Source organism: Streptosporangium longisporum (genome assembly GCF_039534895.1).
Taxonomy (GTDB): domain Bacteria; phylum Actinomycetota; class Actinomycetes; order Streptosporangiales; family Streptosporangiaceae; genus Streptosporangium; species Streptosporangium longisporum.
In genome coordinates this window covers 15847-35972 of record NZ_BAAAWD010000016.1, presented here as the reverse complement: position 1 = coordinate 35972, position 20126 = coordinate 15847, and the positions used below count along the sequence as shown (strand labels likewise).

At 70.4% G+C, this 20126-nt stretch carries 25 protein-coding genes; 24 read left to right on the top strand and 1 reads right to left on the bottom strand.

The window, feature by feature from the left end; all coding sequences use genetic code 11:
- Nucleotides 1–46: 46 nt before the first annotated feature.
- Genes ABD832_RS30425 through ABD832_RS30340 form a run of 18 tightly spaced genes read left to right on the top strand, consistent with a single transcriptional unit; the run spans nucleotide 47 to nucleotide 15872 of the window.
- Complete coding sequence (locus ABD832_RS30425; RefSeq protein WP_344901941.1) at nucleotides 47–1534, top strand: hypothetical protein; 1488 nt, start codon at nucleotides 47–49, stop codon at nucleotides 1532–1534.
- Between the two features lie 3 nt (nucleotides 1535–1537).
- Nucleotides 1538–1918 (top strand): hypothetical protein, encoded by a 381-nt coding sequence (locus ABD832_RS30420; RefSeq protein ID WP_344901938.1) that lies wholly within the window; start codon nucleotides 1538–1540, stop codon nucleotides 1916–1918.
- A gap of 18 nt (nucleotides 1919–1936) precedes the next feature.
- Complete coding sequence (locus ABD832_RS30415; protein WP_344901935.1) at nucleotides 1937–2872, top strand: phage major capsid protein; 936 nt, start codon at nucleotides 1937–1939, stop codon at nucleotides 2870–2872.
- Between the two features lie 5 nt (nucleotides 2873–2877).
- Complete coding sequence (locus tag ABD832_RS30410) at nucleotides 2878–3321, top strand: hypothetical protein (protein ID WP_344901932.1); 444 nt, start codon at nucleotides 2878–2880, stop codon at nucleotides 3319–3321.
- Nucleotides 3322–3380: 59 nt separating this feature from the next.
- The gene (locus tag ABD832_RS30405; protein WP_344901929.1) at nucleotides 3381–3824 is read left to right on the top strand and encodes a hypothetical protein; all 444 of its coding nucleotides are present in this window, start codon (nucleotides 3381–3383) and stop codon (nucleotides 3822–3824) included.
- Nucleotides 3825–3833: 9 nt separating this feature from the next.
- Nucleotides 3834–4274 (top strand): hypothetical protein, encoded by a 441-nt coding sequence (locus ABD832_RS30400; protein WP_344901926.1) that lies wholly within the window; start codon nucleotides 3834–3836, stop codon nucleotides 4272–4274.
- Nucleotides 4275–4276: 2 nt separating this feature from the next.
- Nucleotides 4277–4690, top strand: coding sequence for a hypothetical protein (locus ABD832_RS30395; protein WP_344901923.1), 414 nt, complete (start codon nucleotides 4277–4279; stop codon nucleotides 4688–4690).
- 11 nt (nucleotides 4691–4701) lie between these two features.
- Entirely contained in the window at nucleotides 4702–5031 is a 330-nt protein-coding gene (locus ABD832_RS30390; protein ID WP_344901920.1) for a hypothetical protein, read from the top strand.
- On the top strand, nucleotides 5031–5330 hold the full coding sequence (locus tag ABD832_RS30385) for a hypothetical protein (protein ID WP_344901918.1): 300 nt from the start codon (nucleotides 5031–5033) through the stop codon (nucleotides 5328–5330). Before ABD832_RS30390 ends, ABD832_RS30385 begins: the two co-directional genes overlap by 1 nt.
- Nucleotides 5330–5884, top strand: coding sequence for a phage tail tube protein (locus tag ABD832_RS30380; RefSeq protein ID WP_344901915.1), 555 nt, complete (start codon nucleotides 5330–5332; stop codon nucleotides 5882–5884). The genes ABD832_RS30385 and ABD832_RS30380 overlap by 1 nt, the downstream gene beginning before the upstream one ends.
- Complete coding sequence (locus ABD832_RS30375; protein ID WP_344901912.1) at nucleotides 5884–6345, top strand: hypothetical protein; 462 nt, start codon at nucleotides 5884–5886, stop codon at nucleotides 6343–6345. The genes ABD832_RS30380 and ABD832_RS30375 overlap by 1 nt, the downstream gene beginning before the upstream one ends.
- A gap of 32 nt (nucleotides 6346–6377) precedes the next feature.
- Nucleotides 6378–6572 (top strand): hypothetical protein, encoded by a 195-nt coding sequence (locus ABD832_RS30370; RefSeq protein WP_344901909.1) that lies wholly within the window; start codon nucleotides 6378–6380, stop codon nucleotides 6570–6572.
- Nucleotides 6573–6599: 27 nt separating this feature from the next.
- Nucleotides 6600–10445, top strand: a complete 3846-nt coding sequence (locus ABD832_RS30365; RefSeq protein ID WP_344901906.1) for a phage tail family protein — start codon at nucleotides 6600–6602, stop codon at nucleotides 10443–10445.
- Entirely contained in the window at nucleotides 10442–11635 is a 1194-nt protein-coding gene (locus ABD832_RS30360) for a hypothetical protein (protein WP_344901903.1), read from the top strand. Before ABD832_RS30365 ends, ABD832_RS30360 begins: the two co-directional genes overlap by 4 nt.
- A 4-nt stretch (nucleotides 11636–11639) precedes the next feature.
- A complete protein-coding gene (locus ABD832_RS30355; RefSeq protein ID WP_344901900.1) occupies nucleotides 11640–14552 on the top strand; it encodes a fibronectin type III domain-containing protein in 2913 nt (970 codons plus the stop codon).
- Nucleotides 14549–15115, top strand: a complete 567-nt coding sequence (locus tag ABD832_RS30350; protein ID WP_344901897.1) for a hypothetical protein — start codon at nucleotides 14549–14551, stop codon at nucleotides 15113–15115. The genes ABD832_RS30355 and ABD832_RS30350 overlap by 4 nt, the downstream gene beginning before the upstream one ends.
- The gene (locus ABD832_RS30345) at nucleotides 15108–15353 is read left to right on the top strand and encodes a hypothetical protein (protein ID WP_344901894.1); all 246 of its coding nucleotides are present in this window, start codon (nucleotides 15108–15110) and stop codon (nucleotides 15351–15353) included. The genes ABD832_RS30350 and ABD832_RS30345 overlap by 8 nt, the downstream gene beginning before the upstream one ends.
- Nucleotides 15354–15392: 39 nt before the next feature.
- Entirely contained in the window at nucleotides 15393–15872 is a 480-nt protein-coding gene (locus ABD832_RS30340) for a hypothetical protein (RefSeq protein WP_344901891.1), read from the top strand.
- A gap of 79 nt (nucleotides 15873–15951) precedes the next feature.
- On the opposite strand, the gene ABD832_RS30335 is transcribed toward ABD832_RS30340, so the two are convergent.
- On the bottom strand, nucleotides 15952–16755 hold the full coding sequence (locus ABD832_RS30335) for a DUF4352 domain-containing protein (RefSeq protein ID WP_344901888.1): 804 nt from the start codon (nucleotides 16753–16755) through the stop codon (nucleotides 15952–15954).
- A 104-nt stretch (nucleotides 16756–16859) separates the two neighbouring features.
- On the opposite strand from ABD832_RS30335, the gene ABD832_RS30330 reads away from it, so the two are divergent.
- The 6 genes from ABD832_RS30330 to ABD832_RS30305 all read left to right on the top strand — a co-directional run bounded on the left by ABD832_RS30330 (nucleotide 16860) and on the right by ABD832_RS30305 (nucleotide 20055).
- Entirely contained in the window at nucleotides 16860–17300 is a 441-nt protein-coding gene (locus tag ABD832_RS30330; RefSeq protein WP_344901885.1) for a hypothetical protein, read from the top strand.
- Entirely contained in the window at nucleotides 17297–17623 is a 327-nt protein-coding gene (locus tag ABD832_RS30325) for a hypothetical protein (RefSeq protein WP_344901882.1), read from the top strand. Before ABD832_RS30330 ends, ABD832_RS30325 begins: the two co-directional genes overlap by 4 nt.
- Before the next feature lie 12 nt (nucleotides 17624–17635).
- Entirely contained in the window at nucleotides 17636–18457 is an 822-nt protein-coding gene (locus ABD832_RS30320; RefSeq protein WP_344901879.1) for a peptidoglycan recognition protein family protein, read from the top strand.
- Nucleotides 18412–18999 (top strand): hypothetical protein, encoded by a 588-nt coding sequence (locus ABD832_RS30315; protein ID WP_344901876.1) that lies wholly within the window; start codon nucleotides 18412–18414, stop codon nucleotides 18997–18999. The genes ABD832_RS30320 and ABD832_RS30315 overlap by 46 nt, the downstream gene beginning before the upstream one ends.
- A gap of 131 nt (nucleotides 19000–19130) precedes the next feature.
- Entirely contained in the window at nucleotides 19131–19397 is a 267-nt protein-coding gene (locus ABD832_RS30310; protein ID WP_344901873.1) for a hypothetical protein, read from the top strand.
- 145 nt (nucleotides 19398–19542) lie between these two features.
- On the top strand, nucleotides 19543–20055 hold the full coding sequence (locus tag ABD832_RS30305; RefSeq protein ID WP_344901871.1) for an HNH endonuclease: 513 nt from the start codon (nucleotides 19543–19545) through the stop codon (nucleotides 20053–20055).
- The last annotated feature ends 71 nt before the right edge of the window (nucleotides 20056–20126 follow it).

Sequence of the window (20126 nt, the reverse complement as noted above, 5' to 3'; positions counted from 1 at the left end):
AGCGATGCTGAATTCAACTAATCCAGATCCGCAGACTCGCACGCGCGTGGTTGCGGCCGCAGAGAACGCGAAAACGTTCGACGACCTGCCGGACTGGCTGCAGAAGATGATCACTCAAGCGGAGGGCGGCTCCGGGTCGGCGTCGGCGACCGAGAGCGGGTCTGGGCCGCAGGTCTCGAAGCGTCAGCAGATCCTGACCGGCCAGGTGTCGCTCACCGAGTCCGCGGCCGCCATGCAGCAGAGCTCGACGATCAAGGGCCGGTACAAGGTGCTGCTGATCCGCCCGGGCTGGGGATCGAGCGGCTACTACAGCGAGGAGGTGCTGAAGCGGGACGGCTCCAAGGCGTTCCCCAAAGGCACCCAGAACTACCTGAACCACCCCACCGTGAGCGAGCGGGCGGAGCGGCCGGGCCGCCGCGTGCAGGACTGGGCGTCGGTTCAGGTGACCGACCCCGTCTGGGACGACGAGCAGGACGGCCTGGTCGCCGAAGTGCAGGTGTTTCCGCACTGGCGTCACCTGCTGAACGAGGACTTCGCCCGGGAGGTCGGCCTGTCGATCCGGGCGGCTGGAACCGTCGAGTACGGCGAAGCGGAGGGCCGCACAGGTCCGATCGTGACGTCCCTCGATGAGGGCATCTCCGTCGACTGGGTGACCCGGGCGGGCGCCGGAGGCAAGGTGCTGGCGCTGATCGAGTCGGCGCTGACCGAGGGCCGCAACATCGGCTCCTGGCTGGAGGCGCGCCTGCACCAGGCGTTCAGCACCATGGCCGACGAAATGTACGGCGATGGGCGCCTGACCCGGGCGGAGCGGCTCAGCCTGTCCACCGCGATCGGTGACGCCTTGCACGCGTTCACCGCCCGCCTGGAGGACGAGAACCCGCAGCTGTTCTCCCGTGACCCCTACCTGGACCCCCGCTACGGGGTGGGGATGGTCGAGGACCGCGGCCCCGCCCCCACAACCGTCCTGCCCGCCGCTGGCGTGCAGGCGCAGCAACCTCCCCCGGCCGAGCCGGCCGCGGGGCCAACCGATGAGGAGGAGGACATCATGTCCACTCTGAGCGAGGGCCTGCGTGAGCGGCTCGGCATCACTGACGCCGACGTCGCCCCGGACGCCCTGCTCGCCGCGCTCGACGAGGCACTCGCCGAGCGCGCCGACACCTCGACCCCCGACCCTGAGCCTGCGGCTGCTCCGGCGCCGCAGCTTCCGCCGGGCGCCGTCATCGTCGATGAGGCGATGCTGGCGAAGCTGCAGGAGCAGGCGCAGCAGGGCGTCGCCGCCCGCGCCCAGCAGATCGTGGAGGAGCGGGACCGGGCCCTGAACGAGGCGGTGAAGGCGGGCAAGTTCCCGCCGTTCCGGCGCGAGCACTGGGCTCGGCTGTGGGACGCCGACCCGGACGGGACCCGGCAGACCCTGGAGAGCCTCGCCGAGAACACCGTCCCGCTGGCCGACCTGGGCGAGCCCGGCGGCGAAGCCGTGCTCAACGAGGAGGACGCGTTCTTCGACCGCGTCTTCTCGACCCCTGGGGAGGCGTAACCGATGGCTGACTACCTGCCCGTGTACCTCAACGGCATCGACCCGTTCACGATGTCGGCCTCCGCGCCGGTCACCGGCGGCCAGGTGCTGTACCCCTCCGGTGTCGGCACCGTCGCCCCCACCGCGGGCGCGAACGGTGCGGCCATCGGGATCGCCCAGAACGACGCCCCCACCGGCGGCCTGGTCACCGTGTGGCCGCTGTCCGGTGTGGTGCACGAGACCGTCACCCCCGCCGGAGTCACCACCGGTGCGGCCGTGACCTCCTCCACCGCTGGCGGGGTCGACTCCGGGACGCTCGCGACGGTCGCCGCCGCAGGCACCCACATCGGTACCGCCATCAGCACGGCCGCCGCGGGCAACAAGGTCCGCTGGATCGGTCGTTAACCGAAAGGACACGGCATCGTGCCTGTGAACCCCCCGGGAGCGCCTACCCTTTCGGGCGACCTGGTCACTATCCACCGGCTGCTGAAGTCGCCGACGCAGCTGCAGCGGCGGCTTCGGACGCTCCGCGACATGCGGTTCGTGGCGGACAAGATCCTGACGCAGCGTTTCCGCAGCAGCGGCGGCGCGGTCATGTACGAGGTGTCGGAGCCGATCACGACGTCCCGGCCGGTCGAGGCCGTGTCGCCGGGCTCGACCTACCCCTACGCGCCGGCCTACGACGGCGCGGCCGCCCTGGCGGCGGTGCAGGACTGGGGGCAGGCGTCGCGCCTGACCGACGCGGCGATCAAGCGCCGCATCCGCGGCGGCGACGAGCTCGACCGCGTCTTGCGGAAGGTCCTGAACACCGTCATCCAGAAGATCGACGCGCTGGCGATCTCGGCGGTGGCGTCCGCGGTGACCGCGACGCTGGACGCCGACCTGCACGGCGGCGCGTGGAACGGGCCGACGCCGAACATCCTGCGCACCCTGGAGGCGGCGAAGGCGTACATCTCCGACCTGGACATGGGCTACACCCCGGACTCGGTGCTGATGTCGTCCGAGATGTACGCGATCATGGTGTCGGACGAGAAGGTCAACAACCTGCGCCGCCGGGAGACCAGCGACAACCCCGTCTACGGCGGCGAGGTCGAGATGATCGACGACCTGGTCGTGGTCAAGGCTCCGGCCGCCCGGTTGCCCAGCAGCGACGTGTGGGTGTTCGACTCCACGCAGCTCGGCGGCATGGCCGACGAAACCGAGGTCGACCCCGGCTACGTGGTGGCCGAGATGGGCGTCCAGGTGCAGACCGAACGCATCGCGCGCGCGAACTCCTGGGACATCTGGGGGCGTCGTCTCACGGTGCCCGTCATCCAGGAGCCCGGCGCCGGCCTCCGCATCACCAACGCGAAGGACTAGCGATCATGTCGAAGACGTATCACGTGATCGGCGCGTGCGTCGCGAACGTGCCGGCCACGTCCGCGAACGGCCCCCAGCTCCTGACCCTCTACACCGGGCAGGTGCTTCCGGCCGACGTGCCCGCCGACCGGATCGAGCATCTGCTGTCGGTGCGCCTCATCGAGGAGGTGGGGGTGACGGTGGTCGCGCCGTACGACCCGGTCCCTCCTCAGAGGGTGGAGATCAGCGGCGTCACCCACGCCCCGGTCCCGGCTCCCGGTCCGACCCCGACCCCGCCCCCGGCGCCGACCCCGGTTCCGGCCCCGGGGTCGGCCACCGTTCCGGCGACGGTGAACGCCCGTTCCAAGGCGGCCGAGCTCATCGAGTACGGCGTGCGGCGGGGCGACGACCGCGCCGAGCTGGAGGCGCTCACCCGCGAGCAGCTGCTCGCGCGGTACGTCCGCAAGTAGATCGGCCCTGGCCCGGGACGGGCGCCCGGGCCAGGCCGGTCTGCGACTGAGGGGGGATCGTGGCCGAGTCGTGGTCTCCGACGCTCGAAGACGTCGCCGGGTTCATCCCCACCCGCACCCGGGACGCGTCGAAGCCGGGCAGCGACACGCTGCTCGGCACGTTCACCACCGACACCACCCCGACCGACGAGCAGGCGACCCGCACCATCCGGGCGGCGGCCGCGCATGTGCTCGGCGCGACCGGGCCCATCCCCGCGGCTCCGGAGCACCTGTCGATCCTGGCGAGCACGGCGGCTGCGCTGCGCGCCGCCGCCGACATCGAACTCGCCTTCCCAGACAGCGACGCCGACGTGCAGGTGTACGAGCAGCTCAACCGCCGCGCCGAGGAGGCGCTGCAGCAGCTGGTCGACGCCGTCAACGACGCCGGGTCCGGCCCGGAGGGCTCCCTGCTGCCGGTGTGGGTGATGCCTGAGGGGCCCTGGTGGGGCGACTACCCGCTGTAGGAGGCGCCGATGCTGTTCCGCTTCGACTGGAACGAACGCGAAGCCGATGATCTGCTGCGCAGCCAGGACGGCCCGGTGGGGCGCAACCTGGCCCGGGACGCGGAGACCGTCGCCCGGGGGATGCGGCGCCGCGCCCCCGTCTCCCGGGACGGGTCGCACGGCCGGCCGCCCGGCTACATGCGGTCGAAGATCGGCTGGTCGATGCACCGCGACGAGCTGGGCCTGTACGCCGACATCGGCACCACGGCCCGCACGCCGGACGGTGACCCGTACCCGCTGTACGTCGAGTACGGCACCCGGCCGCACACCATCCGGCCGAAGAAGCCGGGCGGCACCCTGCACTGGGTGGGGGCGGACGGCACGCACCACTTCGCCCAGGAGGTGCACCACCCGGGCACCCGGGCGCAGCCGTTCATCCGCCCGGCGCTCGACGACCTCCGCAGAGGCTGACCGTGCCCAGGGTCGCCGCTGTCACCGCGGTCCGTAAATGGGTCAACGCCCATCCGACGCTGGTCGGCAAGGGGCGGCCGCTGCTGCTCGGCGCCCACCGGGCCCGGCTGCGGTCCCCGGGACAGGGGGCGTACGTGCTGCTGTCGCGCGTCGGCGGCAGCAGCGCCCTCCTCGCCGAGGAGGGCGTCGACCGGGCGAGGGTCAGCGGCCTGATCCTCGCCGGTACCGACGAAGCCGCTGAGCTGGCCGCCACCGCGTACGCGGCCGCGCTGGACGCGCTGTCGGGCGCCCCGGCCGCGATGGGTGACGCGACGTGCCTGGTCGCCGACAACGTCGCCGGGCCGCTCCTCATCGACGGGCCCGGCGGCAACGACCAGTACGCCTACGCGGTGGACGCGGACTTCTACCTGATCTGACTGGAGGACTCATGACGGCTCTGCCAACCCAGGTGCTCGTACCGGGAGGGTCGGCGTCAACGCTCGTCGCTGCGGCGAGCGGAGGCGACACCTGCACCGCCGGTGACGGCGTGTTCCTGGAGGTGAACAACGGCAACGCCGGGGCCCGGACGCTCACCCTGGCCACCCCCGGAACCGTGGAAGGGCTGCCGATCAGCGACCGGCAGGTGACGATCCCGCCCGGCGAGCGGTGGAAGATCCCGATCCCGGCGCGGCTGTACGCGGGCTCCGATGGCCAGTGCGCCATCACGTACACCCCGGACGCGGCCAGCGTCACCGTCGGCGCCTTCAAGGTCATCTGATGGCGGCCCCCGCTTCGAAGGCGGAGCCGCCCGCTGAGCCGCCGCTGAAGACGCCCGTACCGGACACCGCCGCGCTCACCGGTGATGCGGCGCCGCCGTACTACATCGCGGCCCGGGCGCTGTTCGTCGACAACCAGTTCGGTCGCGCGTTCAACCCGGGCGACCGGGTGCCGGCCGAGCACGTGGAGCGGTTCGGCTGGACGGACCACGTGGTCCGTCCTGACCTGGCCGGAGCCGACCTCGTAAACGAGCCTGCGACCACGACCGGCCAGGCCACCAACAGCAAGGACGGTGCCTGATGGCGCGTGGTAAGCCAGAAGCGATCGCCCTCGGCCCGGGGTCGCTTTTCATCGGGGTGCTCGCCACCCCTGAGCCGATGGACCTGGTCACACCGTGGGAGTCGGTGTCACCGAACTGGACGGGCCTCGGCTACACCGACGAGGGTTCGACGCTGAATTACACGGTCGACTCCGAAAACGTGGAGGTCGCCGAGGAGCTGGACCCGATCGCGGTTGCGCTCGTCTCCCGGGAGGTGACGCTGGACTTCGCGTTGGCCCAGATTACGGCCACGAACTTGCGGGTCGCGCTCAACGGCGGCACCATCACCGCGGGCGCCGGAATCGTCACGTTCGAGCCGCCGGACCTGGGTGAAGAACTCCGCGTGATGCTCGGCTGGCAGTCGGAGGACGGCACCGAAAGGTGGGTGTTCCGCAAGGGGCTGCAGGTCGGCAACATGGAGATCAGCCGCGGCAAGGGCGCTTCCAAGGCGACGATCGGCTGTTCGTTCAAGCTGGAGCGGCCGTCCGGTGCGAAGCTGTTCAAGGCGATGCTCGCTGCGCCGGTGAGGCTCTGATGACCAGACGCTCCTACACCTCCGCCAGCCACGACCAGGACGCGCAGGTCGCGCTCGACTTCGAGCTCGACGACACCGTGTTCATCGGCGAAGGCGGCATTTCGATCATGGACCTGTCGGAGTATGCGCGCCTGGCGTCGCAAGGCGTCGACTCGGAAAGCCCCGAAGGGGTGGCGATCCTGGCGGACGTCTACCGGGGCCTGCTCGGCGACCGGGTCTACAACAAGTTCCGTGCGCACTGCCGCAAGCACCGAACGGACGGTAAGACGCTGGTGGCCATCCTGCAGGACCTGATCTCGGCAGCCGCCGACCGCCCTACCAGCAGGCCCTCGGACTCGTCTGCTGGGCCGCCGCCCGTCCCGGGTACGTCGAAGGTCGTTTCCTTCTCGCGGGGCACCGTGCTGCTGGAGGAACCGGCTCAGGTGTCGACGGCGGAACCTCAGGTGGTGTCCTTCGGCTGAGGGACCTGCCGCTGCCGGACGGGTTGAACGTCGTGCACGCCCTGTGGGTCGAGTGGCGCGCTGAGACGCTGCGCACCAGCGCGCTCCTCGCCCTGGCCGGCGCCCTGGAGAAGGTCGAGCCGGACCCGCACGTCGAGTTCGCCGACCTGTACGCCGCTCCCGCCCGCCCGGCCAGCCAAGACCCCGAAGAACGCCGGGCGCTGATCGCCCGCTTCGCCGCCCTGTAACCAGCAAGCGCCAGGCGAGGGGGTCACATGGCTCCCCTCGCTGACGCGTTCGTTCGGGTGCGCGCGGACACGACCGGTGTGCGCGACGACGTGCGGCGCGACTTCGGCCGGGCCGGAGACGCGGCCGGAGACGACTTCAGCGACGGTTTCCGTAGCCGCCTCAGCGGCCTCGGCGACGTCGTGAGCCGCGTCTTCGACCTGTTCACGCCCCGGCTGGGCGGGCTGGTCGGAGGGTTCGGCCGGGTGACCGGCGCTGTCGGCGGCCTGGTCTCCAGCCTGGGCAAGCTGGGGGTGGCCGCCGGAGCCTTGTCGACGCTCGCCGCCGGGGCCGCGTCCGCCTCTGCGAGCGTCGCCGGTCTGGTGGCGGCGCTCGCGCCCGCGGCGGGTGCGCTCGCAGCCCTCCCCGGTGGAGTGCTGCTGGGCGCAGCCGCGATGGGCACCCTCAAGGTGGCTCTCGCCGGGGTGAGCGAGGCCTTCGCCGCAGCGTTGACCGGCGACATCATGAAGTTCGCCGACGCCACGATTGGCCTGTCCGGCGCCGCCAAGAGCGTCGCTCAAGAGCTGTTCGACATGAGCAGCGTCTTCCAGGACTTCCGGCGCTCGGTCCAGGACGCACTGTTTCAGCCGCTGATCGGCCAGCTGGCGACCCTGCTGCCGACGATCGACGCGCTGCGCAACGGCATGGTCGGCGTGACCGCCGAGTTCGGCCAGGGCGCGCTGCAGCTCGTCGAGTTCGCCCGGCAGGCGGAGACGATCTCAGCGATCGAGTCGGTCTTCTCCGACTTGCGCAGCGTGGTCGCCGCCATGGTGCCCGCCCTGCAGCCGCTGCTGGAAGGGTTCCGCGACCTGGGCGTGGTCGGCTCGCACTGGCTTTCGGCCCTGGCGCCGGGTATCGCCGAGGCCACTGAGCGCCTCGGCCGGTTCATGGGGCATGCCGCCGCGTCCGGCCAGGCGCTGGAGTGGATGGACGGCGCCGCGACCGTGCTCCGGCAGCTGGGGGCGATCTTCGGTGACCTGGGCGGCATCGTCGCCGGGGTCGGCCGCGCCATGGAGAGCGCTGGTGTCGGCGCGTTGGGCGTGTTCGGGCAGATGCTCGACGCCGCCCACGCCTTCGTGGACAGCGCCGCCGGTCAGCAGGTGCTCGTCTCCGTCTTCGAGTCGCTGGCGCGGGTCGGCCAGGCGATGATCCCCGTCGTCACGGCGATCGTGTCCGGTCTCGGCCAGCTGGCGCCGATCGTCGCCCAGCTCGCGGCAGCGTTCGGCCCGGCCCTCACCGCAGCCGTGCAGGGCCTGGTGCCCGCCCTGGTGGCGGTCGGCCCGGGCCTGGTCGCCCTGGTGCAGGGCGTCGGGGCGGCGATCTCCGGTCTGGCCCCCATGCTGGCGCCGCTCGGCGCGGTGATCGGGAACGCGCTGACGGCGATCGCGCCGCTGTTCGTCGCGATCGGCCAGGCGGTGGCCGCGCTGATGCCCGGCATCTCCGCCGTCGTCGGAGGGATCGGCGCAGCGGTGGGCGGCCTGGCGCCGGTGCTCGCACCGGTCGGTGCGGCGATCGGCGGCATCCTGCAGGCGCTGACGCCTCTGCTGCCGATAATCGCCCAGTTCGCTGCGCTGATCGCCTCCAGCCTCGCCACCGCGGTCGCGGCGGTGACCCCGCTGCTGACGCCACTCGTGGCCGCGTTCGGCCAGTTCATGCAGGCCGTCTCGCCGTTGGTGCCGCAGATCACCACGCTGGCGTCGACCGTCCTGTCTGGGCTGCTGCAGGCGCTGACCCCGATGGTGCCGGCACTGGGCGCGGTCGCCGCCGCGCTCGGCGGCGCGTTCATCGGCGCGGCGGCCGCGTTGCTGAACGCGCTGGTGCCGCTCACGCCGGTGCTGGCGGAGATCGGCATCATGATCGGAGGCGCCCTCGCCACCGCCATCCGGGCGATGACGCCGCTGATCAAACCGCTCGTCGCCGCGTTCGGCCAGTTCATCACCGCTGTGGCGCCGCTGGCGCAGCCGATCATGCAGCTGGTGACGGCGATCGTGAACGGGCTGATGCCCGCGCTGACGCCGCTGATCCCGCTGGCCGGTCAGGTCGTCGCCCAGGTGGGCGGCGCCCTGGTGGCGGCGTTCGCCACGGTGGTGCAGGCGGTGTTGCCGCTGCTGCCGGTGCTGTCGCAGGTGGTGACGTCCCTCGTCGGCGCGCTGCTGCCCGCGGTGCTGCCGCTGATCCCGATCGTCGCGCAGCTCGTCACGCAGCTGCTGACGATCACCCCCGCGTTCATCGGGGTGTGGATGGCGCTGGTGCCGCTGATCGCGCCGCTCGGCCAGATCGCCCAGGTGCTGGGCACGGTCCTGGTGCAGGCGCTGACGGTGCTCGCCCCGTTCATCGTGCAGCTGGTGACGGCGATCTCCAGCCTGCTGCCGGTCATCGCGCCGCTGATCACCCTCGCCGCGCAGGTGGCCGCTCAGCTGGGGCAGATCCTCGTGCAGGCCCTCAGCATGCTGGTGGCGGCGATCACCCCGCTGATCCCGCTGCTCATGCAGGTGGTGCAGCAGGTCGGTACCGCGCTGCTCACGGCGCTGACGGCGCTCGCGCCGTCGCTGATCACCCTCGTGCAGGCGTTCGTGTCGCTGCTGCCTGTGGTGACGCCGATCGTCGCCATCGTGGGTGAGTTGCTGGTGGCGTTCGCGCCGCTGATCACCGCGATCCTGCCAGTGCTGACGTCGCTGATCCAGGCCCTGGTGCCGGTCGTCGTCATGATCGTCGAAGCGTTCGGCGGGCTTCTGGGCGCGCTGATGCCGATCATCCAGGTCGTCGCGGATCTGATCGTCGCGCTGATGCCGCTGGTGCAGTGGCTGGTGCAGCTGGTCGCGACGGTGCTGCAGTACGTCATCCCGGCGCTGGGCCAGCTGATCCAGTGGATCGTCGAACTCGCCACGAAAATCGTTTCAGCGATCACGCCGGTAATTCAATGGCTGGCCGAACGATTCAAATGGGTCGTTGATCAAATTGTCAGTTTCTTTCAGTGGCTTTATGACGTTCTGGTGGGCCATTCGATCATTCCGGATCTTGCGAACTCGCTGAGAGAGTGGTTCGACAAGGCCGTCCAGTGGATCATAGATGCGATCAACGGGCTCGCATCGATTCCCGGGAAAGTCGCCGCATGGTTCAACGACATGAAGAACCGGTCAATCGACGTGGCGAACGATCTCGTCAACTGGCTGCGCAGCCTCCCCGGCAAGGTCCTGGACGCGGTCAACGGCCTCAACGTTCTCGCTGGTCGCGTGGGTAACTGGTTCAACGAGATGAAGGACTCCGCGATCGGCCGAGCCAACGACCTGATCAACTGGCTGCGGGGCCTGCCCGGCACCATCATGGGCATCTTCGGCAATCTCGGCGGAGAACTCGGAACCATCGGCCATAACATGGTCATAGGCTTATGGAATGGATTCGTAAACACATGGAATTCATTCATTGGCATGGTCGGAAATCTGTTCTCCAACATGGTGAATTGGCTGCGAAGCATTCTTGGAATTGCCAGCCCGAGTAAGGTTTTCGCCGCGCTCGGAAAGGAACTCCCGGCGGGTCTGGCGGTCGGCATGACCGCGGGTGAGCCGATGGTGGCCGCCGCCGCTGAGCGCATGGCCGGGGTCGCGTCTGCGTTCTCGGTGCCTGCCCTCCCCTCGCTCGGGGCGGCGTTCGGCACCGCGGCGGGCGGCGTCGGAGCAGCCGCCGGCGCGGGTGCCGGCAGCGGCGTGACGGTCCAGGGCGACCTGGTGATGCAGGTCGAGGGGGTGCTCGACCCGGCCCGGCCGGACGCCTACCGGACCCTGCTGGTGCAGCTGCGCGACGGGCTGCGGAACCTGGACCGGGAGGTGTACGCGTGAGCGGCAGCGACCTGCTTCTCGGCCGGCTCACCCTGCGGGAGACCTACAGCCTGGCGGAGAACGTGACCGGCGACGGCCGGACGATGAGCCTGGAAGGCAAGGAGGTGGTGGGCCTCGTCTCCAGGACGGAGTTACTCGAGCGCATGGAAGGAGCGCTCGGCCTGGTCGGGGCTCTCGTGCCCGCCCGGTGGACGCAGAAGCCGGAACGCAACGGCTTCTACACGATCACCACGGCGTCGGCCGACTACACCGACCGCGCCGGTCAGGGGGTGGCGTGGGTCACCTGGAAGGTGTCGATGCGGCGGCACGGCGCCGACAGCGACATCGACTTGGAGTCCCGGCTGACCGGCGCCCGCCGAGCGAACGACCATGCCCTGTCGGGGGAGCGGTGGCATGCGCCGCCGCCCGGCCACTACGCCTTGCACACCGGCGCGACCCTGCCGGGCACGATGACGCGCGCCACCACGGACGGGCCGATGACGGTGTACCGCGGCGTGCCGGCCGGGGTGTCGCCACGGTGGGGGTGCGCGGTCGGCGACTACCTGCGCGGCCGGGCCCGGATCCTGTCGGCCGGGTACGAGCGGGTGGGCACCGGCTACCGGGTGGACGCGGCGGCCTGGGAGGTGTCGAACGGCCTGGTGCGGGTGCGGCCCCTGGCGGTCGGCGGCAGCATCGAGGTGGCGTCGTACACCGGCGGGGTGTGGCGGCCGCGCGCCTGGTGGGTCGACGTCGGCGGCACGCAGATCGCCCGGTTCGAGTCGGCGACGGTGCTGCGCAACGAGCCCGAGCAGGTGATTCTCCGGCTGGTCGAGCACCGCTCCCCGGTCGGCCGGACTGTCCTGGACCTGACGTTGCGGCGCGGATCCCGCACGGTGGAGGGGTACCTGCAGCGCGGAGACGCCGGTCCCCTCAGCGTCTACCTGGCCACCGCGGAGACGCTGACGGACGGCACGTCGTACGTGGTGCGCGCCAGCGACGACGTTGACGGCAACCGGGTGACGGCGGGCAGCGCCAGGCACTTCACCCCGCACGCCAGCGGCGGCATGACGCGGCCCGCGGCGACGGCGATGGACTTCTACCTCGGCACCGTCGTCGGCGGCTCCGCGGCCGCGCCCGGCGACACGGCCATCCACCTGCGAGACCAGTACATCGGCGCGTTGCCGGAGACCACCGCCGCCGTGAGGAGGTGACCGGATGGCCGTGACCGAGGTGTTGATGGGGCTCGGCTCCTGGGGCGTCCAGCTGAGCGAGGAGACGCCGCGCGAGGTCCTCGACCGGCTGCAGTTTTTCAGCCATCTCGCGCTCGTCCCGGGCCGGGTCACCGTGGCCGAGTACCAGGACGAGCTGCTCAGCATGGCCCGCTACGTCGGCGTGCTCACCGGCCGGGAGTCCGAGCGCCGCAAGGCCATCCGCGGGCAGGGGATGGCCGTCTGGCTGGGCGACTCCGACGACAAGGGCGAGGTGCTGGAGACGGCCGTCCAGGTCAACGGCGCGACCTTCCCCAACGCAATCCGCGCCCTGCTCGGCTCGTCGACGGCCGTGGTGGAAGGCGTCCTGCACAGCGCGGCCGGCACCTACACCGGCCGCCACCAGTGGCAGTCGCGCCGCCAGGCGATCGACTACGTGTGTTCGACGATGGGATGCGACTGGCGCGTCAACGGCAACGGCACCCTCGACGCGGGCCCGCCTGCGAGCCTCTTCAAGACCACGCCGACCTGCGTCATCGTCCGTGAGGGCGCGGCCGGGCCGGACATGGCGCTGACGGGCCTGCCCGGGGACATGGCGCTCGCCCGGGACGTGGAGGACTGGACGTCCCGGGTGGTGCTGCTGGCCGAGGGCGAGGGCGCGTCGGTGGCTACCGCGGCGGTGAGCATCCTGTCGAACCCGTACCTGGATCTGCGCGGGCAGCCGGTACGGCGCACCCGCCTGGTCTCGGAGTCCGGGACGGCGACCGGCAACGCGCAGGCCCGCGCCCAGTTGCAGCTCAACAGGTTCAGCGGCACCCGCGACGCGATGCGGCTCAGCGCGGCCGACTACGACATCCGCGGCGCGTTCGTGCCGGGCGACTGGGTGTGGGTGTACGACCCCGACTCCGGCCTGTACGACACCGACAACGAGATCATCTACCGGGGCCAGCGGATCAATCCCATCCGGCTACGCGCGGTCGAGAGCAGCTGGCCGGTCGCGCAGGGCATGACGGTCGCCTGCCGACACCAGGACGGCACCTGGATGGACCTCACCCCGCACGTGCTGTGGGAGAGCGGCGCCACGTCCGTCGTCGTCGGCGAGCTTCACCGGGCTCTCACCTCGGGGGGCGAGCCGGTCGGACCGCGGCCGATCCCGGACGCGACCGTGCCCGGCACCGTCTCCTGGCTGCTGCCGTTTCAAACGGGCGTTTATCTCGATGCGCTCGGCGGCACCCGAGCGACCATCCAGCTGAGCTGGGACGAGCCGCTCAACGCGGACGGCAGCACCGTCCTCGACGGCGACCACTACGAGATCCGCTACGACGTGTCTCCAGCGACCGGCTGGCGGACGGCGTACGCCGCGTGGGGCGACACCCAGACCGTCATCGGCGACCTGTCGCCGGGCGTGGCCTACGACTTCCAGATCCGCGCCATCGACATGTCGGGCAACGCGGGCGAGTGGAGCGTGACCGAGACGGCGACCGCGCACCCCGACACGATCCCGCCCAGCACGCCGGCCGCCCCCGTGGTGGCCGGATCCTCACTCGCCCTGCAGGTGCGGCACGAGCTCGGCAAGGCCACCGGCGGCACCCATAACCTCGAACTCGACCTGTCCCACCTGGAGATCCACGTCGGCGACACGGCGGGCTTCAGCGCGGACGAGACGACGCTCAAGGGCCAGATGGCGGCCACCGCGGGGATGATGCAGGCGGAGATCGCCGCCGTGGGCACGGTCGAGGTGGCGGAAACGACCACCCGGTGGGTGCGGGTCATCGCGGTGGATATGGCGGGCAACCGGTCGGCGGCGTCGGCGGCCGCGAGCGCAACGGCGCTGCTGGTCGACTCCGCGCACATCAGCGATCTCACCGTCAGCAAGGTCACGGCCGGGACGATCTCGTCGAACTGGCTGATCGGCGCCAGCATCCGCACCGCGTCGTCCGGGCAGCGGGTGGAGCTCAACGCCACCGGCCTGCACGGCTACAACGGCGGCGGCATCGAACTCGTGTCGCTGCTCAACGACGGCTCGTTCACCCTGAGGACGGCCGCGTCCGGGGCCCGCATCGAGCTGGACGCCACCACCGGATTCCGCGCGTTCAACTCCAGCAGCGCGCAGACGGTGTCGATCACCCCGAACGGCACGTTCACCCTGCAGACGGCCGCGTCCGGCTCCCGGGTCGTACTGGACGCGGCCGGCATCAGGGCGTACAGCAGCGGCACCACCGAGACGGTGAACATCGAGGCCGCGAGCGGCACGGCCACCCTCACCGGCGAGGTGCGGTCGGCTGCGGCGGGCCGCCGGATCGTGGTCAACCCGCACGGCAGCACGGACCCGCAGATCAAGTTCTACCCGTCCTCCGGTACGAACGAGACGACGATCTCGGCGCCGCCGTCCTTCAGCAACGAAGCTGAGCTGCGGATCCGCACGGGCGTCGGCCTGAACTCCCGGCGAGGTGAGCTCTTCTTGGGGAGCGGGTTCTGCTACCTGCGCAACGGCGACGGCCCCATCCCGGAGGCCCGGCTGATGCTCAGCGAGCTGGGTCACTTCGATCTCGGGGCGAAGACGGGCACCGTGAACGCCTCAGGTGGAGACGTCACCGTGTCGTCGAGCCACAACGCGTTCGTCACAGGGCAAAACGTGCACCTAGTGGGGGGCGGCGTCCACCTCAGGGGCAGGCTCGGGGTCGGTAACAGCGACTCGGCGGTGGTCGCCGGGAAGGTCGCCACCTCTGGGACGGGCGGGACCGTGTTCTACGGGGTCACGTACAGCGGCACCCCGTACCCGGCGGTCGCGGTGAGGTCTGGAAATAACGCGGCGTTCAACCTCGGCGGCGTCGGTCCAAGCAGCTTTTCGTGGAGCTGGGGAGGACCGGGTCTCAGCGCGGGGGCGGATCACATTAATTGGTTCGGGAAGGTCGAATGATCGAGACATGGGCCCTGGTTGATGTGCACGCCGACGTCCAGCCGGACGGGGACCGCTGGTTGCTGATCTACAACGTACCGGCGGCGTACGCGTCGGACGGAACCTACTCGGTGTCGTACCCGGCGGGCATGATCAACGACTGGGCTGCGACCTACGGCTACGACCTGGACGACCCGGCCGAGGTGGATGCGCTGTGGGACCACCTGATCTACGCGCCGTACATAGCGGAGGTGGCCCGCCTCGAAGGCCGCGCGCACGAGGCCGCGCGCAACCCCTTCGAGATGACCGCCGACGCGGCCCGGGAGATGGCCCGCGACCAGCTGCGCCAGTTCAAGAAGACCAGGACCATCACCACGGCTTCGGCGCTGGCCGTGGCGGGCCGGGCGGCCCGCGCGAGCGGCACGCTGCTCGACCGGATCCGCGCCGACATGGTGGGCCGCGTCGACAGCGCGGCCGTGCGCGCGGCCGACGAGCACGCGACCTGGGCCAGGACCGTCGCCCAGGAGCGCATGGTGACGCTGGCGTACCGGATGAACGAGGCGAGGAGCGCCGCAGGTGGATGACCACAAAACGATCGACCTGGAGCGCTACGGCGACTACCGCGCCGCGCAGCGCAACGCGGCACTCGACCAGGTCGCCCAGCTACGAGCCCTGACGGATGACCTGACCGCCGAACGCGACCAGGCCCGCGCCGAACGCGACCAGCTGCGCACCGAGCTTCACCAGGTGCGCGCTGAGCTCGACTCCCTGCGCGGTCACGCGCCGACAGGGCCCGACGCCGCTCCCAGCGGCATCGGGTGACACCAGGTAAGAAGCCCTTCTCCCAGATAGGTGATGAGCATGACCCGCGTTATGAAGACCATCGACGAGAGCAGGCCGAGCACCACCACGCTCAGCCCGGACAGCCACCTGAAGCTGATCCCCGACCCGTGGGGCGTCTACGAGGTGGTGGGCCGTATCAAGTACCGCTCGGCCGCGGGCGCCGACTTCAAGTTCAGCTTCACTCTGCCGTCCGGCTCGCGGTTCGACTTCTTCGCGCTCGGCCCCAACGCCGGCGCCGCGGACGAGAACGCGCTGCGCATGGGTACGTTCAACTGGTCCGCCGGTGACACCAACACCGCCGTCTATGGCGGCATCGGCTCGTCCACCGACTCGACGCTCTACATCCGCGGCCTGCTGTTCACTGAGGACACGATCGGTGACTTCGGCCTGGAGTGGGCGCAGCAGGTCTCCACCGCCAGCACGACCAGGGTTCGCTACTGCTCCACCCTGGTCATGGAGTACGTCGAGGAGAACATCGGGTACTCGCCCGCTCCGTGAGGCGTCACCGGCGCCACGGGGGCGCCGGATCTCCGGCAGGGGGGACGGGTGCCGGAAGTCGACGACTTCCGGCACCCGTTCACGACAGCGTCCATTCGCCCTTATCGCGGCTCAGCATGACGCCGAACTGCAGCTTCGCGGGCTTCGCGTTGGTGGGGACCTTGAACACGATGAGGCCCTTCCGCGAGTCGCCGGGGGAGACGGTGATCGAGCCGCTGAAGGGCACGCCTTCCTTGACGTCGCTCATCAGCGTGGTGCGGTGCTGCTGGCCTTCGGTGTCGATCAGGTCGGCGCCCATGATCGGCGAGTCGGTGTAGACCTGCTGGCCCATGTTCTTCAGGGTCAGCTCGACGGCGACGTAGCGGGTGCCGGGGTCGGGCTGCAGGTACTGGTTCGTCGACGTGGCGTTGTCGATCACCCGGTTGAGGGTGACGGCCACTTCGACGCCGGGCTTCATCCCCTTGACGGTGATGGTCTCCCCGACCTTCGCGACCTGGCCCTGCTGTTCGGCAGGAGGGTCCGCGAGGCTCTGCCCGGCGTCTGCGGGCTGCCCGGCTTCGGTGGGCGGCGGGGCGAGGAAGCGCTGCCCGGTGTCGGGGGCCGTGCGCAGCTGGCTGTCCCCGCTGGTCGTGCTGCTTACCAGCACGATGGTGCCGATGACGGCCGCCACGACCGTCAGAGACACGGCGGTGATGATCCCGATGAGGAAGCCCTTGCTGCTCGACGGCGGCGGGGGCGGCTGGTGGCCGCCGTACCCGGGGTGGCCGTATGGGGGCGGGTACCCGTGCGGCGGGCCCTGCACGTGCCCGTAGGGCTGCTGCTGAGGGGGCTGCGGGTGCTGGTGGCCCGGCCGGGGCTGTGGGCCCTGCGGGGGATAGGTCACGACATCTCCAGACTCAAGGGGATGCGTGTCAGACGCGTATGACGCCCGTTTAGTTGGCGGGCTCGCGTGGCCGCTTCTGGCCACCTGAAGACGTGAGGTGGAGTATGAAACGCGATCGGCGTGAGCACCTGCGCCACAACCCGTTCGGGACCGCCGCGTCCGGCGGCGCTGTTGTGCTGGGCGGCCTGGGCGCGATCCTCGGCGACGATGTCTCGCAGGGCATGACCCTGAGCCTGCACGCGAGCGCCACGGTGGTGGCGCACCTGTGGGGTCTGATGCTGGCCACCGGCGGCATCCTCAAGTTGTACGGGTTGTACTGGGGCCGGAGCACGATGGAGATCCCCGGCCTGTGGATGATGAGCGGCGCCTACTTCTTCTACTCGCTCACCGTCGCCGCTGGCCTGGGCATGGGCGGTCTCGCGGCCGCCATCCTGTCCGCCGCCCTGGGGGTCGGCTGCCTGATCAAGGTGAAGATCATCATGCGGCATGCGCGCATCGCCGGCCGCCAGCACGACGCGCACGACGCGCACGCGGAGGACGAGTGAACTGGGGTGAAGTCGCTGTCTCCATCGCTCAGGTCGCCGCCGGCGGCACCATCGTCCAGGCCGTCATCTCCCTCACCCGGCGTCGCAGCGAGCTGCGGCAACTGGACCGGGGCACGGACTCGGTCGCCGTGGAGACCGCTGACCGCATTGTCAGCATGCTCCGAGCGGAACTGGAGATCGCGAAATCTGAGAATGCGACGCTCAAAGCCGAGTTGGCCGACCATCAGCGCCAGATCCTCGCCCTCGTCGAGCGCGTGTCCGAGCTCCGCGCTGATCTGGCGATGGCGAAAGCGGAGATCCAGCGACTGCAAGACGACGGATGAAGGAGCTGACGTATGAAGGCTATCCAGGCCAGGCACTACCACCGGGGCCGTACCGGCAAGATCCGCGTCGTCGTCGTGCACGACATGGAGTGGTCGGAGACGACCACCACGGCGGAGGACTGCGCGAGGATGTTCGCCACCATGGCACGCCCGGCCAGTGCTCACGTGTGCGTGGACTCCAACAGCGCGGTGCGCTGCGTGGCCGACTCCGATACCGCGTGGGCTGCCCCCGGCTGCAACCATGACGGGCTGCAGCTGGAGATGGCCGGTTTCGCCCGGCAGACCCGGGAGCAGTGGCTCGACACCTACTCGCGGGCCATGCTCAAGCAGGCGGCTCGGGTGGTCGCGGCCTGGTGCAAGCAGTACGACATCCCGATCAAGCACCTGACGGTCGCGGAGCTGAAGGCGGGCAAGAAGGGCCTCGTCGGCCACGTCGACGTGTCCAAGGCCTACCGGCGCACCGACCACCACGACCCGGGCCCCAGCTTCCCGTGGGATCACTTCCTGGACCTGGTGCGCGAGTACGCGAAGGGCGAGCCGTCGAAGCCCGCGGACAAGCCCATCAAGGTCGTGATCCGGGACGGCGTCGCGCTGTGGCCGGGCCGGGTCTTGCAGCTGAAGGACCCGATGATGCAGGGCGCCGACGTGCGCGCGTGGCAGGAGCGGCTCGTCCGTCGCGGCTGGAAGATCGACGCGGACGGCTGGTACGGCGAGCAGTCCCGGAGCGTGTGCCGCAGCTGGCAGCGCGCGGTCGGCCTGCCGGACACCGGCCGCGTGGATGAGGCGACGTGGGAGTCAACCTGGTCGTGGAAGTCTCCCAAGAAGGCGACGTGATCGAGGCGGCCCTGCTGCAGACGCTGATGAGACGCGTCGACCCGCACCGCCAGGAGCTCATCGTCGAACGCTCCTGCGATCCGCCACCGCGGCGGAATCCCCTGACGCCCCGAGCCGGTCGGCCGGGGTTTTTTCATGCCCGCGCCCGGGCGCCCGAACTCCCTCAGGAGAGGCCCATGAACAGCAACTCAGAACTCACTGGTGAACCGGCGCTGTGGGCCAGCCTCGCCGCCTCTGGCGTGCAGCTGGCCGCCGCGTTCTTCCTGCCGTGGTCAGACGCTCACGTTGCCGTGGTCAACGCGTTGATCCTCGCCCTCGCCGGTGTGTGGGTGGCGCTGGCCACGAAGAGCATCGACAACGGCGGGTCCATCAAGGCGGCGATCCTCGGCGCGGTGCAGGCGGCGCTGTCGCTGGCGATCACGTTCGGCTGGGAGGCCCGGCCGGAGCAGACCGGGGCGATCATGACCTTCGTCGGGCTCGGAGTCGCTGTGTTCATCCGGCAGACCAGCAAGCCCAAGAACGCTTTCAGCCTCGCGGCTTAGGGGTGGGCCGGATGGGCTTCTGGAGCAGGCTCCTCCACCTCGCGCAGGACCTCGAAGGCATCCATAAGCGGCTGTCTCGCATCGAGTGGGAGCAGTCTCGTCTACACGGAAAGGCAGATTTGATCATGACTATGCAGGAGAGAATCGACGCCCTGGTGAAGCGTCTCGGCGACCTGACGGAGGGTATCCGCGCCGACCTGGCGAAGATCAAGGCGGAGAACCCCAACGTGGATCTGGGGCCGCTGGAGGCTCGTGTCGCGACCCTGGAGGGCCTGGACGCCGAGTACCCGCCGGCGCCGCAGGAGGAGAACCCGGGCGTGCCGCCGCAGGAGCAGACCCCCGACGTGCCGCCGCAGGAGGAGACCCCGGGTGTGCCGCCGCAGGAGGCCGGCCGGTAAGTCCGCGGACTCGGAGCCCCCGCTGCCCTTCGGGGCGGCGGGGGCTTTCGCGCGTTCGGGAAGCCTCACCCGGCCCAGGCGTGCCGGTCGCCCCCGAGGAGCGAACAGCGAGCTGCCGCGCCGCGGCTTGGCCATACTGGGGAACATGGGCGAGTCCCTCGAAGAGGAGAAACGAACATGTCCTCACTGCGGGGAGCGTTTCATCCCGGCCGAGGACACTCAGGTCATCTGCGGGGCTAAGAACTGTCGCAATCGGCAGGCGAAGCGAGGCATAAGCGCAGCTGTTCACCGGAAGCTCCGCAGCGCCGTCTTCGAGCGTGACCGGTGGGTGTGTCAGCTGTGCGGTCGCCAGTGCGTTCCCGACCTCGGCCGGGAACTGCCCGACGGGGCGACCCTGAGCCACATCCTTGCCGTGAGGGACGGCGGGAAGTGGAGGATGCGCAACCTCCAGACTTTGTGTAACGCCTGCCATCGGCAGAAGGACAATGAGCGGCCGGTTGAGGTGCCCCCGTTGAGCCCGGAGCTGGAGGGGCGACTTCGTGAGGCGTTGAAGGAGAGCCGCCGGAACGCGGCGGCGCTGATCAGGGCCGAACTGGGGTACGGCTCCACGGTGGCCGCCAGGATCCTGAAAAGGATCAAGGAGGGGCGGGATCTCTGAACCGGCCTGCCGGGAGCGAGGCGCAGGCCCGCCGAGGGCCGCCCAAACGGGCCTGCGCCGATCCCGCGCGA